General features: G+C 58.9%; 17 protein-coding genes. 13 read left to right on the plus strand and 4 right to left on the minus strand.

What is annotated here, in order from left to right:
- Positions 1 to 228 precede the first annotated feature (228 nt).
- Entirely contained in the window at positions 229 to 1,872 is a 1,644-nt protein-coding gene (locus BLU78_RS13415; RefSeq protein WP_231290919.1) for a PL29 family lyase N-terminal domain-containing protein, read from the plus strand.
- 67 nt (positions 1,873 to 1,939) lie between these two features.
- On the opposite strand, the gene purB is transcribed toward BLU78_RS13415, so the two are convergent.
- Positions 1,940 to 3,286: an adenylosuccinate lyase gene (gene purB, locus BLU78_RS13420; protein ID WP_010264582.1), complete on the minus strand. Its 1,347-nt coding sequence runs from the start codon at positions 3,284 to 3,286 to the stop codon at positions 1,940 to 1,942.
- A 104-nt stretch (positions 3,287 to 3,390) separates the two neighbouring features.
- On the opposite strand from purB, the gene BLU78_RS13425 reads away from it, so the two are divergent.
- The 4 genes from BLU78_RS13425 to gap all read left to right on the plus strand — a co-directional run bounded on the left by BLU78_RS13425 (position 3,391) and on the right by gap (position 6,466).
- Positions 3,391 to 3,807, plus strand: a complete 417-nt coding sequence (locus BLU78_RS13425) for a DUF4834 family protein (protein WP_010264577.1) — start codon at positions 3,391 to 3,393, stop codon at positions 3,805 to 3,807.
- A gap of 4 nt (positions 3,808 to 3,811) precedes the next feature.
- Entirely contained in the window at positions 3,812 to 4,555 is a 744-nt protein-coding gene (locus BLU78_RS13430) for an MlaE family ABC transporter permease (protein ID WP_010264573.1), read from the plus strand.
- The gene (locus BLU78_RS13435) at positions 4,552 to 5,307 is read left to right on the plus strand and encodes an ABC transporter ATP-binding protein (protein WP_010264570.1); all 756 of its coding nucleotides are present in this window, start codon (positions 4,552 to 4,554) and stop codon (positions 5,305 to 5,307) included. The genes BLU78_RS13430 and BLU78_RS13435 overlap by 4 nt, the downstream gene beginning before the upstream one ends.
- 142 nt (positions 5,308 to 5,449) lie before the next feature.
- Positions 5,450 to 6,466, plus strand: a complete 1,017-nt coding sequence (gap, locus tag BLU78_RS13440) for a type I glyceraldehyde-3-phosphate dehydrogenase (RefSeq protein WP_010264566.1) — start codon at positions 5,450 to 5,452, stop codon at positions 6,464 to 6,466.
- Between the two features lie 80 nt (positions 6,467 to 6,546).
- On the opposite strand, the gene BLU78_RS13445 is transcribed toward gap, so the two are convergent.
- Complete coding sequence (locus BLU78_RS13445; protein ID WP_010264563.1) at positions 6,547 to 6,951, minus strand: hypothetical protein; 405 nt, start codon at positions 6,949 to 6,951, stop codon at positions 6,547 to 6,549.
- Positions 6,952 to 7,186: 235 nt separating this feature from the next.
- Between BLU78_RS13445 and BLU78_RS13450 the strand changes: the two genes are divergently transcribed.
- From BLU78_RS13450 to BLU78_RS13485, 8 genes are all read left to right on the plus strand, one after another.
- The gene (locus BLU78_RS13450) at positions 7,187 to 7,774 is read left to right on the plus strand and encodes a YceD family protein (protein ID WP_010264560.1); all 588 of its coding nucleotides are present in this window, start codon (positions 7,187 to 7,189) and stop codon (positions 7,772 to 7,774) included.
- Between the two features lie 42 nt (positions 7,775 to 7,816).
- A complete protein-coding gene (gene rpmF / locus BLU78_RS13455) occupies positions 7,817 to 8,002 on the plus strand; it encodes a 50S ribosomal protein L32 (RefSeq protein WP_010264557.1) in 186 nt (61 codons plus the stop codon).
- Between the two features lie 150 nt (positions 8,003 to 8,152).
- Positions 8,153 to 9,100 carry a phosphate acyltransferase PlsX gene (gene plsX / locus BLU78_RS13460; protein ID WP_074712147.1) on the plus strand — a complete coding sequence of 316 codons (948 nt, stop codon included), beginning with the start codon at positions 8,153 to 8,155 and terminating at the stop codon, positions 9,098 to 9,100.
- Between the two features lie 30 nt (positions 9,101 to 9,130).
- Entirely contained in the window at positions 9,131 to 10,135 is a 1,005-nt protein-coding gene (locus BLU78_RS13465) for a beta-ketoacyl-ACP synthase III (RefSeq protein WP_010264549.1), read from the plus strand.
- Between the two features lie 226 nt (positions 10,136 to 10,361).
- The gene (locus BLU78_RS13470; protein ID WP_010264546.1) at positions 10,362 to 11,039 is read left to right on the plus strand and encodes a response regulator transcription factor; all 678 of its coding nucleotides are present in this window, start codon (positions 10,362 to 10,364) and stop codon (positions 11,037 to 11,039) included.
- Entirely contained in the window at positions 11,036 to 12,316 is a 1,281-nt protein-coding gene (locus BLU78_RS13475; RefSeq protein WP_010264542.1) for a sensor histidine kinase, read from the plus strand. Before BLU78_RS13470 ends, BLU78_RS13475 begins: the two co-directional genes overlap by 4 nt.
- Before the next feature lie 106 nt (positions 12,317 to 12,422).
- Complete coding sequence (locus tag BLU78_RS13480; protein ID WP_010264539.1) at positions 12,423 to 12,866, plus strand: PepSY-like domain-containing protein; 444 nt, start codon at positions 12,423 to 12,425, stop codon at positions 12,864 to 12,866.
- Positions 12,867 to 13,047: 181 nt separating this feature from the next.
- The gene (locus tag BLU78_RS13485; protein WP_026020782.1) at positions 13,048 to 13,572 is read left to right on the plus strand and encodes a ferritin; all 525 of its coding nucleotides are present in this window, start codon (positions 13,048 to 13,050) and stop codon (positions 13,570 to 13,572) included.
- Between the two features lie 491 nt (positions 13,573 to 14,063).
- Here the strand turns inward: BLU78_RS13485 and BLU78_RS13490 are convergent, their stop codons facing one another.
- Both BLU78_RS13490 and BLU78_RS13495 read right to left on the minus strand, forming a co-directional pair.
- Complete coding sequence (locus BLU78_RS13490; RefSeq protein WP_010264533.1) at positions 14,064 to 14,510, minus strand: GNAT family N-acetyltransferase; 447 nt, start codon at positions 14,508 to 14,510, stop codon at positions 14,064 to 14,066.
- Between the two features lies 1 nt (position 14,511).
- Complete coding sequence (locus BLU78_RS13495; protein ID WP_010264530.1) at positions 14,512 to 14,970, minus strand: YqaA family protein; 459 nt, start codon at positions 14,968 to 14,970, stop codon at positions 14,512 to 14,514.
- Positions 14,971 to 14,997 lie beyond the last annotated feature (27 nt).

A 14,997-nucleotide genomic window follows, 5' to 3' on the forward strand; every position in this document is an offset into this window, starting at 1 on the left:
GCCTGACATGCCGCCGGCATTGTGCCTGCGCGCAATTTGTTAACAGCTTTCGCTTTTTTCATTAGCAGCAAACCTCTTCGGACAGACTTTTTACGGTCGGATGAAAAGGTTGTCGCCATGCTTTGCCGGGACTTTCTGCTCCCGCTCCCGCCTGTGCGTATCTGCCGCCGTCGGGAAAGTCTGTCCGGACGGAACGGACAACACCACTTAACTAAAAAACAAAGCATGATGAAAAAGTTATTCGTAATTTGCGCCTGGGCGCTGCTCCTCGGCGGATGTGAAAGCGATTCGGGCAACGGTCCCGACGATGTACCCCCCCCCGCCAATCCCGTCTCCCCGGAATTGAAACAGAAGGCTAAAGACCTCAATGCCGGGCTCGTTACGCTCCGGGAACTGGCCGGGGCCATGTCGCGTTCGGCGGTCGGCGCCGTGACGGAGGGCGAAGCCGGAACGCTCATTGCGTTCCGCGACGGCACGGAGGTGATGGTTGTCTGCGATGCGGAGGCTGTCGAAGCCCCGCTGATCGGGATTGCCGCCGCTGAGGATATTTATTATTGGACGCTCGCCGCCGAGAAAGATACGCCGTGGCTGAAAGACGCTTCGGGGGAGCAGATGCCCGTTTCGGGTGCCGTGCCGGTGACGGATGTCGATGACGAGGGGTATTGGACCGTGACGACGGGCGAGGCGGCTCCGTGGCGAATCGTGGATGCCGCCGGGGAGCCGATCAAAGCGTCGGAGGAGGTGTCGGTGGTTCTGTTCCGTTCGGTGACGACGGCGGAGGGGCGTGTGAAAGTCACGCTGGCCGACGGCGGAGAGCTTTCGGCGGCGAAGGTCGACGACCTGAGCGCCTCGGGAACGGCCAACTGCTATGTGGTTTCGGCTCCGGGAACCTATGCGTTCAATGCGAAGGTGCGCGGAAACGGTGCGGGCGAAGCGGCTTCGGCGGGTTTCGACCCGGCGATCGAAATGGCCGACGGCATGACGGCCGACTGGATGTGGACCGACCGGGAAGGGCTGGTTTCGGACGTGGCCCTCGACAAGGAGTCCGGGGAGATTGTCTTCACGGTCGGTGAGGGCAAGGGCAACGCGCTGGTGGCCCTCGTGCAGGCGGGTGCGATCGTGTGGAGCTGGCACATCTGGGTGACCGACGTTCCGCAGACGATGGCTTATGAGAACGGCGTGGTCTTTATGGACCGCAACCTGGGCGCCGTGGGAACTGCCGTCGGCAGCACGGATGCTTACGGCATGTATTACCAGTGGGGGCGCAAGGACCCGTTCTACTGGGGAACGAAAACCTCGACAAGTACCACCGCTTTCGATGAGTTGAAAGAGCTTACTGTCGTAAATCCCGCCTATGAGTCATTAATGTGGGGCTTCTCCAAGGCGGCTGTGACGCATGAAACTGCTGCCGCGAATCCCATGACGTTTTATAATAATACGGTCGGGACCGGCTACAACTGGCTGGCGAAACCCAACGCGAAGTTGTGGGGCGAAACCAAACAGCTCAACGATCCGTGCCCTCCGGGATACAGGGTCCCGGGGATCGACGCGTGGGAGAATTTGAGTTCCGGACGCGACTACATCGACGGCGTTTCGGCATGGGATGTCGAGAACTATGGGGTGACCTACACCCACAACGGGCAGACGGCCTGGTATCCGGGACAGGGTTATCGCATGTACAGTTCCGGAGCTATTGTCGGCCAGCGGGCTGCGAGCGGCGGTTCGGGCGGTTACTGGTCGTCCGACGCGACGTCGGTCAAGTCCTATTACCTGTATATTAAAAAGCAGCTCAGTTCCTCCTCCGGTTCGATCAATCCGGAGCTGGATGTACACCGCTCCTACGGCTACACGGTGCGCTGCTGCAAGGAGTAGCTACGTGATATAATGAAAAATGCAGGGTCCCGCAAGGGCCCTGCATTTTGCTTTTCGGGAGGACGGCCTACCGGAACACGCCCGTGTAGGTCGAAGGCGAGAGGGCCCGCAGCTCCGCTTTGACCGATTCCGCCACGTCGAGCGTTTCGATGAACGCCGCGATCGATTCGCGGGTGATGTGGGCGTTGGTGCGCGTGAGGGCTTTCAGCGCCTCGTAGGGCTTCGGGAAGCCTTCGCGGCGCAGGATGGTCTGGATGCCCTCGGCCACGACGGCCCAGTTGTTCTCCAGGTCGTGTTCCAGCGCTTCGGGATTGAGGATCACCTTGTTGAGCCCCTTCATCAGCGATTGCAGGGCGATCACCGCATGGGCCATCGGGACGCCGATGTTGCGCAGGACGGTGGAGTCCGTCAGGTCGCGCTGCAGGCGCGAGACGGGGAGTTTCGACGCGAGGTGCTCGAAGACGGCGTTGGCAATGCCGAAATTGCCCTCGGCGTTCTCGAAGTCGATGGGGTTGACCTTGTGGGGCATGGCGCTCGAACCGACCTCCCCGGCTTTGATCTGCTGTTTGAAGTACTCCATCGAAATATAGGTCCACATATCGCGCGAAAGGTCGATGAGGATGGTGTCGATGCGTTTCATGTTGTCGAAGATCGCCGCCAGGTTATCGTAGTGTTCGATCTGCGTGGTGTACTGCGAGCGGCAGAGCCCCAGTTTCTCGCCCACGAAGCGGTTGGCGAAATCGACCCAGTCGATCCCGGGATAGGCCGCACGGTGGGCGTTGAAATTACCCGTGGCGCCGCCGAACTTGGCCGGCACGGCGATGTCGTGGAGCATGGCCAGCTGTTTTTCGATGCGCTCGACGAAGACCATGAATTCCTTGCCCAGCGAGGTCGGCGAGGCGGGCTGTCCGTGCGTGCGTGCCAGCATCGGCACGGCGCGCCACTGCTCGGCGAACGACGCCAGCTTGCCGCGGACCTCCTCGACGGCGGGGTAGTAGACCCCCGTCATGGCCTCTTTCAGCGAGAGCGGGATGGCCGTGTTGTTGATGTCCTGCGACGTGAGGCCGAAGTGCACGAACTCCTTATAGGCTTCGAGCCCCAAAGTGTCCATTTTTTCCTTAATGATGTACTCGATGGCTTTGACATCGTGGTTCGTAACCGACTCGATCTCTTTGACGCGTTGGGCGTCGGCGGTCGAGAAATCGGTGTACAGCGAGCGCAGGGCGGCGAATTTCGAGCGGTCGATCCCGGCAAGCTGCGGCAAAGGCAGTTCGCAGAGGGCGATGAAATACTCGACTTCGACGCGGATGCGGTAGCGGATGAGGGCCTGTTCGGAAAAATAATCGGCCAGTTTCTCCGTTTTATTACGGTAACGCCCGTCGACGGGCGAAATGGCGGTGAGGGAAGTTAACATATCGGGTTGTGATTTGTTTTTGCTTTCAACCGCCAAATTTACGACAATTAATTGAAATACGCAGATTTTTCCCTACCTTTGTGGGGATGTAAACCAGAATCGGAATGAATTTCTTCACGGCAATCATCGACTCGTTGGTGGGTTTCGTGCAGCGCAATCCGCTCACGACGCTCCTTATCGTCATACTGGCGCTCGGCGCCCCCGCGCTGCTGAAAGGCATCGCGTTATTTATATTGTACTTTCTTATGGGTATCGTAGTATTGGCAATCGTGCTGATGCTGGTCTTCCGCTGGCGGATCTACAAGGTCCGCAAACAGATGGAGGAGCAGTTCGGCGAAGGCTTCGGGGAGCAGACCCGGGGCGGATTCCGGCAGCGGAATTCCGGCTCGCCGTTTGCAGAGCGGGAGCGCAGGGGCCGCGAAGGCGAAGTGCGGGTGCACAAGACCGCCGGGACGCCCGAGAAACGCGTATCGAAGGACGTGGGCGACTACGTCGATTTCGAGGAGGAAAAGGAACAGTAGCCGCATGTTGAAGGTATTCGAACTCATAGGCCGCTATTTCATACTGATGGGAAAGGTTTTTTCCCGTCCGGAGAAGGCGGCGATCTACCGCCGGCGCATCGTTTTCGAAATGGAGGCGCTGGGCGTCAACTCGATCGGCCTGACGGCCATCATCTCGGTATTCATCGGCGCGGTCATCACGCTGCAAATGTGCATCAACCTCGATTCGCCGTTCATCCCCCGTTCGCTGGTGGGCTATGCCACGCGCGAGACGATGATTCTGGAATTTTCGTCGGCGGTCGTGGCGCTGATCCTCGCCGGCAAGGTCGGGTCGTCGATCGCTTCGGAGATCGGCACGATGCGCATCACCGAGCAGATCGACGCACTGGAGATCATGGGCGTCAATTCGGCCTCGTACCTGATCCTTCCGAAGATCGTCGCCGCGATGCTCTTCTTTCCGTTCCTCACGATCCTTTCGATCCTGATCGGCATCCTCGGCGGGTGGATCATCGCCGCCGTCACGGGCATCATGATTCCGGCCGACTACGTCGACGGCCTGCTGATGGATTTCAAACCCTATTCGATCACCTATACGCTCATCAAAACAGTCGTCTTCGCCTATATCATCACCTCGATCTCGGCCTTCTACGGCTACAACGCCCGGGGCAACTCGATGGAGGTCGGCGCGGCGTCGACGCGCGCCGTGGTGGCCAGCTGTGTGGTGATCCTGCTTTTCGACCTCATCCTTACGCAAGTCCTGCTTATATGATACGTGCCGAACATATCGTCAAATCGTTCGACGGGCGCGTGGTGCTCGACGATATCTCGGTGGAATTCGAGACCGGGAAGACCAACCTCATCATCGGCCGCAGCGGCTCGGGAAAGACCGTGCTGCTGAAAACCCTCGTGGGGCTGCACGAACCCGATTCGGGCGACGTGTGGTACGACGACATCAATTTCACGAAGCTCGGATTCCGCGACCGCAAGGCCATCCGCAAGGATATCGGCATGATCTTCCAGGGCGGGGCGCTGCTCGACTCGTCGACCGTCGAGGAGAATGTCCGGCTGCCGCTGGACCTCTTCACGTCGCAGAGCACGAAGGAGAAGATGGAGCGCGTGAATTTCTGCCTCCAGCGCGTGCGCCTCGAGGATGCCAACCGCCTTTATCCGGCCGAGCTGTCGGGCGGTATGATCAAACGCGTGGCCATCGCCCGCGCCATCGTGATGAATCCCCGCTACCTTTTCTGCGACGAGCCCAACTCGGGCCTCGATCCCCAGACCTCGGTCGTCATCGACAACCTGATTCACGAGATCACGCAGGAGTACGGCATCACGACGATCATCAACACCCACGACATGAACTCGGTGATGGAGATCGGCGAGAAAATTGTATATATCCACGGCGGCCGCAAGTGGTGGGAGGGAACCAAGGACGATATCCTCCACGCCGACAACCGCGAACTCAACGATTTCGTCTTCGCTTCGGCCATGGCCAAGCGGGCCAAGCAGGTCGCGCAATAGGACGCAAAGGGAATGCGGCACAGGTACGTATGCGGTTCGTAAAAAAATTTAATTTTTTATTTGCGTAAAATGTATAAAGTATGTACTTTTGTGCTGTGAAAAAAATAACGAAATCTTTTATTAACAAATAATTCAAATTATTATGGCAACTATTAAAATCGGTATCAACGGTTTCGGCCGTATCGGCCGTCTGGTGTTCCGTGCAGCCTGCACGAACGACAACATCGAAGTGGTGGGCATCAACGACCTGGTTCCCGTGGACTACATGGCTTACATGCTCAAATACGACACGATGCATGGTCGCTTCAACGGCACGGTGGATTTCAACGCCGAGAAGAGCCTGCTGATCGTAAACGGCAAGTCGATCCGCGTTACCGCCGAGAAGGACCCCGCAAACCTGAAATGGAACGAGGTAGGCGCCGAGTACGTCGTAGAGTCGACGGGTCTGTTCCTCACCAAGGAGAAGGCCGAGGCTCACATCGCAGCCGGTGCCAAGTACGTCGTTATGTCGGCTCCCTCGAAGGACGACACCCCGATGTTCGTATGCGGCGTGAACACCGACACCTACAAGGGTCAGACGATCGTTTCGAACGCATCGTGCACCACGAACTGCCTTGCACCGATCGCCAAGGTCCTGAACGACAAGTTCGGCATCACCGACGGTCTGATGACCACCGTTCACTCGACCACCGCAACGCAGAAGACCGTCGACGGTCCCTCGATGAAGGACTGGCGCGGCGGCCGTGCCGCTTCGGGCAACATCATCCCCTCGTCGACCGGCGCTGCAAAGGCCGTAGGCAAGGTGATCCCCGAGCTGAACGGTAAGCTGACCGGTATGTCGATGCGCGTTCCGACCCTCGACGTTTCGGTTGTCGACCTGACCGTGAACCTGGCCAAGCCCGCCAAGTACGACGAGATCTGCGCTGCCATGAAGGAGGCTTCGGAAGGCGAACTGAAAGGTATCCTGGGTTACACCGAGGAGGCTGTCGTTTCGTCGGACTTCCTGGGCGACGCCCGTACGTCGATCTTCGACAAGGCTGCCGGTATCGCACTGACCGACACCTTCGTAAAGGTCGTTTCGTGGTACGACAACGAGTGGGGATACTCGAACAAGGTCCTCATGCTCATCGAGAAGATGGCCGCTTTCAACAACAAATAATCGAAGCCATTCGACAGAAAAGGGACCCCGTCGGGGTCCCTTTCTTGTTTTCGGGCGGATAGGCCGCGTCGGGCCGCCGTCTATTTTTTCGTTTCCACGCGCATCTCGACCGAGGCGCCCGACCATTGGTTGATCGTCCGCTTCTCGGTGCGCAGCAGGCGTCCGGCATAGGAGATTCGCAGTTCGATCTCGAAAGGCCGTGTGGCGTCGATGTCGTTGCCGGCGGGCAGCGTGTGGGGGATGATATAGAGGTAGAGCAGCAGGTGGTCGCAGGCCATGGTCTCCAGCACCGCGCTGCGGTCGGCAGGAACGTCGGCAGGGCGTTCGGTGAGGTTGGCCCCTGCGGGGGCGACGGCTGATTCCGCCGAGGCGAATCCGATGCGCTGGTCCGCGGCGTCGAAACAGCCGCACATCAGCGCCGCGTTATACCGCCACCACCCGTCGTAGCGGCTCGTGACTTCGATGGTGAATCCTTTTTTGTCCATAAATATAGTAAGGTACGAAAGCGCCGGATGGGTTCAAAACCATATTGTGTGCGGTTTTGCAAAACATTCCGACTGGTAAAAGTGTCGTTACGACACCAAAGGTAGGAAAAAAGGCCGACGGATGCAAAACCATCCTGCGGCGGGCTCGCCGCAAAGCGTGCGGACGCGCTAAATCTCGCAGTTTTCTTTGCAAATGTCTTATTTTTTCGTAACTTTGCGCACTAAATGTGCATAAATGGGGGAAACTCAACGATATGCGATCCCTTATAAGGGGCTGAAGCCGGGCTGCCACGAATTTCGGTTCGAGGTGGACGGATCGTTGTTTGAGGAGTACCAGAGCACGGAGATAAAGGACGGCCGCTGTGAAGTGACGGTCGGAGCCGACCGCTCGGAGAGCCGGATCGTGCTCGACGTGGCGATTACGGGTTATGTCATCGTGGAGTGCGACCGCTGTCTGGAAGATTGCCGGATACCCATCGATTTCGAGGGGCAGCTCGTGGTGAAATTCTCCGAGGAGGTGCACGAATACGACGGCGAGGTGATGTGGATGCTGCCGGGCGAGGACCAGGTGGACCTCAAACAGTACATCTACGAGAGCATCGTACTGTCGCTGCCCTACCAGCGGGTGCATCCCGACGGGGCGTGCAATCCCGAAATGCTCGAACGTTTCCGCATCGTTTCGGACCAGGAGTTCGCTTCGATCGAGGCCCGGGCCGGAGGCGGGACAGAGCACAATGAGGGTGAATGGGCCAAACTGGCGGCTCTGCGCGAGCAGATGGAAGCCGACGAAGATGAACCGGAAAAGCCCCGCGGTACGAAATAACAAAAGCTAAAAATACGTTAAACTTATAATCTATACTGTAAAATGGCACATCCTAAACACAAAGTCTCGTCGACGCGACGCGATAAGCGCAGAACCAACTACAAGGCTACCGTTCCGACGGTGGTTACCTGCTCGAACTGCGGTGCAGCCGTCCTGTACCACCGCGTATGCCCCGAGTGCGGCTTCTATCGCGGAAAGCTGGCTATCGAGAAGAAGGCTGCCGAATAATTTCGGCGCTCAGAAGAGTGCATCCCGCCGGGTTTGCCTCTTTTTTTTATGTAATGAACTCCCGTTTCACCCGGATAAGGCCGGGCGTCACATGGTCGTTGCCGTATGTGTGGGTGGCGGAGAGCGAGATAACAACCAAATCGCACGAGTATGATAAAGATTGGTGTAGACGCCATGGGCGGCGATTACGCTCCCGAAGCGACTGTGAAGGGCGCTATTCTGGCGCTCGAGAAGGTCGGGTCGGACAGCCGTATCGTGTTGTTCGGCGACGAGCGGAAAATTAACTCCGTGCTCTCTTCGGAAGGGTGTCCGGCCGACAGGTTCGACATCGTTGCCACTACCGAGGTGATCGAGATGGGCGACCATCCGGCCAAGGCGTTTCAGGCCAAGGCCGATTCGAGCATTACGGTAGGCTTCGGCTACCTGGCCAAGGGCGCTGTCGACGGTTTTGCGAGCGCCGGGTCCACCGGGGCCATGATGGTCGGCTCGATGTATGCCGTCAAACCCATCGAAGGGGTCATCCGCCCCGCGATCTCATCGCTTATTCCCACGGTCACGGGGCATCCCGCGCTGTTGTTGGATGTGGGCCTGAACGTGGACTGCAAGCCCGAAGTGCTGGAGCAGTACGGACTGATCGGCTCGATTTACGCCGAGGCGGTGCTGGGCATTGAAAAACCGCGTGTCGCGGTGCTTAACATCGGCGAGGAGGAGACCAAAGGCAATGTCCAGACCAAAGCCGCTTACGAACTGCTGAAGGCCGACGGTCGCATCAATTTCGTGGGTAATATCGAAGCCTCGTACCTTTTCTCCGCGAAAGTAGCCGACGTGATCGTCTGCGACGGATTCGTCGGCAACACGGTGCTGAAGATGGCCGAGGGGCTCTACCGTATCAACAAGGCGCTGGGGTGCAGCAATGCTTTCTGGGACGCCATGAATTACGAAAGCGTCGGCGGCACTCCCGTTCTGGGTGTCAACGCGCCTGTCGTCATCGGCCACGGATGCTCTTCGCCCGAGGCGATCAAAAGCATGATCCTTTCGACCGGGCAGGTCATTCGGGCCGGCCTCACGGAGAAGTTGCAGCGTGCGTTCAAAAATTAATCCGAATTACGAATAGCAAAAGTTAAGTTAATGGGTAAGATTACAGCAGCGATAACGGGAGTGGGACAGTACCTTCCGGAGTATATCCTCACCAACGATGAGTTGAGCCAGATGGTCGACACCAACGATGAGTGGATCATGTCGCACACCGGTATCAAAACGCGCCACATCCTCAAAGGTGAAGGCGTCGGCAGTTCCTACATGGGAGCGCGTGCCGTCATCAACCTGCTCGACAAAACGGGCATCGACCCGATGTCGGTCGACGTGGTGATCTGCGCCACCGTGACCCCCGATATGTTCTTCCCCTCGACGGGTAACCTGATCGCAGACCAGGCCGGTTGCAAGAATGCCTTCGCGTTCGACGTTTCGGCTGCGTGCAGCGGATTCCTGTTCGCGCTGACGACGGGAGCCAAGTTCATCGAGGCCGGCACGAGCAAGCGGGTCATCGTCGTGGGCGCCGACAAGATGTCGTCGATCGTAGACTATACCGACCGTTCCACTTGTCCGCTCTTCGGCGACGCCGCAGCTGCCGTGCTGCTGGAGGCCAATGCCGATGGCTACGGCGTGATCGACTCGATCCTGCATTCCGACGGTTCGGGCGAGATGCAGCTCTACATGAAGGCGGGCGGTTCGCGCTACCCGGCTTCGGTCGAGACCGTGCAGAACAACTGGCATACCATCATGTGGGACGGACACGCCGTATTCAAGGCCGCCGTGTCGAAGATGTCCGACGTTTCGGTGGAGATGATGGAGCGTCACAACCTCAAGGGCGAGGATGTCCGTTTTCTGGTGCCCCACCAGGCCAACCTGCGCATCATCGACGCCACGGCGCGCCGCATGGGCATCACGCAGGACAAGTGCATGATCAACATCGACCGGAACGGCAACACCACGGCCGCTACGATCCCGACGTGTCTCTTCGACTACGAGAAGGAGCTTCGCAAGGGCGACAACCTGATTCTCGCAGCCTTCGGCGGCGGTTACACCTGGGGTGCGACCTATGTGAAGTGGGCTTACGACGGTGAGAAGGCGTAGCTTTCGGGCTGTAAATAGTTTTGCGGCGTCCTTCGGGACGCCGTTTTTTTTGCCCTCCGGCCGGAAAATGGCTATATTTGGCAGGGTGGGGAGCGCCGTTTCAGTTTCCTTTCGGATTCGGATGCTACCTTTCCCCCGGCTAAGAGCCGGGTTTTAGGGGGACGATGGCAGGTCGGCGGGTTGCGGACCCGGATTTGCGCCCTGCCCGGAAAAAAAGAGATAGATTATGAAAATACTGATTGTTGAAGACGAACCCTCCCTGCGGGAGATCATGGTCCGGACGCTGGTCCGCGAGCAATACGTCGTCGAGCAGGCCGCCGATTATGCCGCGGCCCTCGACAAGATCGCCGCATACGACTACGACTGCATCCTGCTGGACATCATGCTGCCCGGCGGCAGCGGCCTGCGGCTGCTCGAAGAGCTGAAGCAGCGGCGCAGCCGCGCCGGGGTCATCATCATCTCGGCCCGCGACTCGCTGGACGACAAGATCGAGGGATTGGAACTCGGGGCCGACGACTACCTGCCCAAGCCGTTCCACCTGGCCGAACTCAGCGCCCGCATCCGCAGCGTCCTGCGACGCCATCAGCGCGACGGGCACGAGAGCCTCGACGCCGGAAACGTGCATCTGTGGCCCGACAGCCGCCGCGTCGAGGTGGCGGGCCGCGAGGTGGAGCTGCTGCGCAAGGAGTACGACATCCTCCACTACTTCATGTCGCGGCCCAACCACACGGTCGACAAGACCGCGCTGGCCGAGGGGGTGTGGGGCGACCATATCGACCAGGCCGACAATTTCGATTTCGTCTATGCACAGATGAAGAACCTGCGCCGCAAGCTCCACGATGCGGGTGCCGACATCGAGATACGCGCCGTCTACGGCTTCGGCTATAAACTCGTACAGCCATGAAACTGGTTTACCGCATTCTGCTGCACCTGTCGTGGGCTCTGTCGCTGCTGCTGGCGGCCTGGGCGGTGCTGTTTTACGTCACGATGATCGACGAGATCAACGACGAGGTGGACGACTCCCTCGAAGCGCGCGCCGAGGTGATCCTGACACGGGTATTGGCGGGTCGGGAGCTTCCGGTGGCGGCCTCCGAGGGCAACAACGCCTATTTTCTCAACGAGGTGTCGGACGAATACGCCGCCGTGCAGCCGCGCGAGCGTTATTCCGACGAGGAGATTTTCATTCCCGAGCGGGACGACGAAGAGCCGGCCCGCGTGCTGCGCAAGGTGTTTCACGACCGCGACGGGAAGTGGTACGAGCTGACGGTGATGACGCCCACAATCGAAAAGGACGATCTCCGGGAGGCGATCCTCTACTGGATCGTCTGCCTCTACCTGTTCCTGCTGCTGCTGATCCTGCTCATTACGGTCGTGGTGCTGTACCGCACGATGCGGCCGCTGTATGCCCTGCTGCGGTGGCTGGACGGCTATACCGTGGGGGCGCGGAATCCGCCGCTGGCCATTGACACCTCCGTCACGGAGTTCCGGCGGCTGAACGATGCCGCGCGCCGCTATGCCGAGCGCGCCGAATCGACGTTCGAACGGCAGAAACAGTTTATCGGCAACGCCTCGCACGAGATGCAGACCCCGCTGGCGGTCTGCCGCAACCGGCTCGAAATGCTGGTCGACGATGCGCAGACGCTCACGGAGGAGCAGCTGGGCGAGATCGCCAAGGTGCAGCGGACGCTGGATTACCTCGTGCGGCTCAACCGCTCGCTGCTGCTGCTGTCGAAGATCGACAACGGGCAGTTCCCCGAGGCCGAGGAGGTCGACATCAACGCGCTGGTGCGCCGCACGGCCGAGGACATGGAGGAGATTTACGCTTACCGCGGCATGCGCTTCACACTCACGGACGAGGGGCCGCTGACGATGCGCATGAATCCCTCGCTGGCCGGAAGCGTGGTGGCGAACCTCGTGAAGAATGCCTTCGTCCACGGCGACGCCGGCGGGGAGATCGCGGTCACGGTGGCGCCGCGCAGGCTCACGGTTGCGAACAGCGGTGCGGGCGGTCCGCTCGATGCCGGGCATATCTTCGACCGCTTCTACCAGGGCGCGAAGAAGGAGGGTTCGACGGGGCTGGGCCTCGCGGTGGTTGATGCCGTGTGCCGCCTCTACGGGTTGAAGGTCGCTTACTCCTATATAAACGGGCGGCATTGCTTCACGGTGGAGTTTCCGGCGTGATTTTTTCGATTTTTTCGATTTTTTCGCTTTTTTCAGATTCGTTTCAGTTTCAGGCCGCAACTTTGCAGTAGAAAATCCGATTAAACCTGTAAAAACAAAAACGATTATGAAAAAGCTCACGATTATCTTCGCTTCCCTGGCCCTCATGGCCTCTTCTGTCTCCGCTTTCGCCGGTAACGACCGCATCATCACCGTCGCCGAACTCCCGGCCGCTTCGCAGCAGTTCATCAAAGCCCACTTCGCGGGCGTCGAGGTCTCCTACGCCAAGGTCGACGAGGAGATGTTCGACAAGGACTACAAGGTGGTCTTCGTCAACGGCTCGAAGGTCGAGTTCGCCAAGAACGGCCAGTGGACGGATGTCGACTGCAAGTACGGCGAGGTTCCCGCGGCCATCGTTCCGCAGCAGATCCGCGACCATGTGGCCAGGAACTTCGCAGGCCGCAAGATCGTCTCGATCGACCGCGACAAGCGCGGCTACGAGGTGAAGCTCGACAACGGCCTCGAACTGAAATTCGACCCGAAATTCCGCCTGGTCGAGATTGACGACTGATCCGCATTCTGCTGATAACCACCGACGGCGCCCGGATGAAATCCCGGGCGCCGTCCTATTTATATTTATAATGTCCGCCTATTGCCGTATAAAATAATATGATGGATATTTTTGTACAAATCACAAAAAACTATTGTATATTTGTATCACGAACAAACCGCAAACTTAAAGCAATACAGCCATGTTAAGCAAGAAATTACACGAAGCGATGAACGCTCAGATCAATGCCGAACTCTGGTCGGCTTACCTCTATCTTTCGATGTCGATGGATGCCGAGGCCAAGGGGCTGAAAGGCGTTGCCAACTGGTTCTACGTCCAGTTCCAGGAGGAGCAGGACCATGCGCGGATCTTTATGAACTACATCCTCTCGCGCGACGCCGAGGTGAAGCTGCTCCCGATCGAGGAGGTGCGCACCAAGTGGGCTTCGCCGCTGGAGATGTTCCAGGACACGCTCAAACACGAGAAAGAGGTTACGGCCATGATCAACAACCTGGCCGCCATCGCCGCCGAGGACAAGGATTACGCATCGTCGAACATGCTCGTCTGGTTCGTCGACGAGCAGGTCGAGGAGGAGGAGTCGGCACGCGACATGATTACCGCCTGCGAGGCCGTCGAGGGCAACAAGTTCGGGCTCTACATGCTCGACAAGGAGCTGGCCGCCCGCACCTACACGCAGGCTTCGCCGCTGGCCACCGCCAACGCTTAAACGAAAGTTATTTTTAATGGGTCCGGTCTCCGAAAGGGGGCCGGATTTTTTGGTTAGTCGGATTATTTGACTACATTTGCAATAGAATATACGATTAAAGGTTAAGACAACCTTTATGCCTATAGTAAACTTGCGACTGTCGTAGCAATACGACTTTATTCACGGTATAAAATTTGTCTGAAACCTAAGTCTTGTCCCTACCCGTTCGGGTAGGGGACAGGCTTGGGCGTAGGGAAAACTACCGTGAAGGGCTCGCAAGGCCTGCTATAGGGGTTGTACCTGCGTCCTTGCTTTTTACAGGAGGATCGCCCTGCGGGGCGTCGCCGTGAGAACGGACCGGGTACATGACTTGTGCGGAAGGAATGTAACCCGGTCCGGTTTTTTTGGAAATTCTTCATGGGATTTCCGGATAAAGCGAAAATGAGGCGTCACTGTTTGTTTGCCGGGCCGGGTTCCTTCCGCACGTTTTTTGTCCCTGCCGGCAGCTCCGGTCAGACGAGTTCCATGCGCAGGCGCACCATGTGGCGGCACTCGACGCCGTTTTCGAAAATCGGCTCGGGGCTGAATTTCCGAAAATAGTCTTCGTCGATGCCGCAGCGGACGAAGCCGCAGCGTTCGTAGAGGGCGATCTGTCCCAATCCCGAATCGCCCGTGCCGATTTCGAGCAGGCGGAACCCCGCCCGGCGGGCCGTCTCGGCGGCGTGGGCCAAAAGGGCCGTGGCGATGCCCTGCCGCTGGCGGTCGGGCACGACGGCGATATTCACGACCTCGGCCGTGAAGGGCCGCGTGTGGATCAGCACGTACTGACCGATGATCCGGTCGCCGTCGCAGGCGGCGTAGCACGTTCCGCGGCCGATGTAGTCGGCCACCGATGCCTCCACCTCGTCGGCCAGCAGCAGCAGTTCCCGCGAAGGGGTTTCCGTTTTGCGGATTTCCATATCAGAAAAGGGTTAAGGCGCCCTGAAAGGTCGCCAGTACGACAATGTAACGCAGGGTCTTGCCCGCGAGCATCGCGCCGCTCGTGAGCCAGACGTTGCTGCGCATCAGTCCCAGCACGATGGCGATGGCTTCGCCGATGGTGGGCAGGAATGCGAAGAAGGCCATCAGCGCCCCGCGTCCCGAGAGGAATTTCCGGGCCCGGGCCAGCTGGCGCGTCGAGACCCCCAGCCGGGTGATCCATTCGGTCTTGCCCAGCGTCCCGATCCAATAGCAGGTCATGCCGCCGAGCGTGTTGCCCAGCGCGGCGGCGACGATGCACCACACGGGGTCGAGGCCCATGCCCACGAGCACCACCATCACCGCTTCGGAGCTGAACGGCAGGACGCTCCCGGCGATGAGCGCCGAGAGGAAGAGGCCCCAGTAGCCCCAGTCGATGAGAAATTGAGTGATTGATTCCATGCGTGTCCGCGGGACCTTTTTCGGGGG

This window comes from Alistipes timonensis JC136 (assembly GCF_900107675.1).
Classification (GTDB): domain Bacteria; phylum Bacteroidota; class Bacteroidia; order Bacteroidales; family Rikenellaceae; genus Alistipes; species Alistipes timonensis.

What these genes read in the sequence shown, in the direction of transcription:
- BLU78_RS13490 (WP_010264533.1), bottom strand. Translation starts at nt 14,510, where the DNA reads ATGGAAATCCGCAAAACGGAAACCCCTTCGCGGGAACTGCTGCTGCTG.
- BLU78_RS13425 (WP_010264577.1), top strand. Translation starts at nt 3,391, where the DNA reads ATGAATTTCTTCACGGCAATCATCGACTCGTTGGTGGGTTTCGTGCAG.
- BLU78_RS13480 (WP_010264539.1), top strand. Translation starts at nt 12,423, where the DNA reads ATGAAAAAGCTCACGATTATCTTCGCTTCCCTGGCCCTCATGGCCTCT.
- gap (WP_010264566.1), top strand. Translation starts at nt 5,450, where the DNA reads ATGGCAACTATTAAAATCGGTATCAACGGTTTCGGCCGTATCGGCCGT.
- BLU78_RS13465 (WP_010264549.1), top strand. Translation starts at nt 9,131, where the DNA reads ATGGGTAAGATTACAGCAGCGATAACGGGAGTGGGACAGTACCTTCCG.
- plsX (WP_074712147.1), top strand. Translation starts at nt 8,153, where the DNA reads ATGATAAAGATTGGTGTAGACGCCATGGGCGGCGATTACGCTCCCGAA.
- BLU78_RS13470 (WP_010264546.1), top strand. Translation starts at nt 10,362, where the DNA reads ATGAAAATACTGATTGTTGAAGACGAACCCTCCCTGCGGGAGATCATG.
- BLU78_RS13415 (WP_231290919.1), top strand. Translation starts at nt 229, where the DNA reads ATGAAAAAGTTATTCGTAATTTGCGCCTGGGCGCTGCTCCTCGGCGGA.
- BLU78_RS13485 (WP_026020782.1), top strand. Translation starts at nt 13,048, where the DNA reads ATGTTAAGCAAGAAATTACACGAAGCGATGAACGCTCAGATCAATGCC.
- BLU78_RS13435 (WP_010264570.1), top strand. Translation starts at nt 4,552, where the DNA reads ATGATACGTGCCGAACATATCGTCAAATCGTTCGACGGGCGCGTGGTG.
- BLU78_RS13495 (WP_010264530.1), bottom strand. Translation starts at nt 14,970, where the DNA reads ATGGAATCAATCACTCAATTTCTCATCGACTGGGGCTACTGGGGCCTC.
- BLU78_RS13445 (WP_010264563.1), bottom strand. Translation starts at nt 6,951, where the DNA reads ATGGACAAAAAAGGATTCACCATCGAAGTCACGAGCCGCTACGACGGG.
- BLU78_RS13450 (WP_010264560.1), top strand. Translation starts at nt 7,187, where the DNA reads ATGGGGGAAACTCAACGATATGCGATCCCTTATAAGGGGCTGAAGCCG.
- rpmF (WP_010264557.1), top strand. Translation starts at nt 7,817, where the DNA reads ATGGCACATCCTAAACACAAAGTCTCGTCGACGCGACGCGATAAGCGC.
- BLU78_RS13430 (WP_010264573.1), top strand. Translation starts at nt 3,812, where the DNA reads ATGTTGAAGGTATTCGAACTCATAGGCCGCTATTTCATACTGATGGGA.
- purB (WP_010264582.1), bottom strand. Translation starts at nt 3,286, where the DNA reads ATGTTAACTTCCCTCACCGCCATTTCGCCCGTCGACGGGCGTTACCGT.
- BLU78_RS13475 (WP_010264542.1), top strand. Translation starts at nt 11,036, where the DNA reads ATGAAACTGGTTTACCGCATTCTGCTGCACCTGTCGTGGGCTCTGTCG.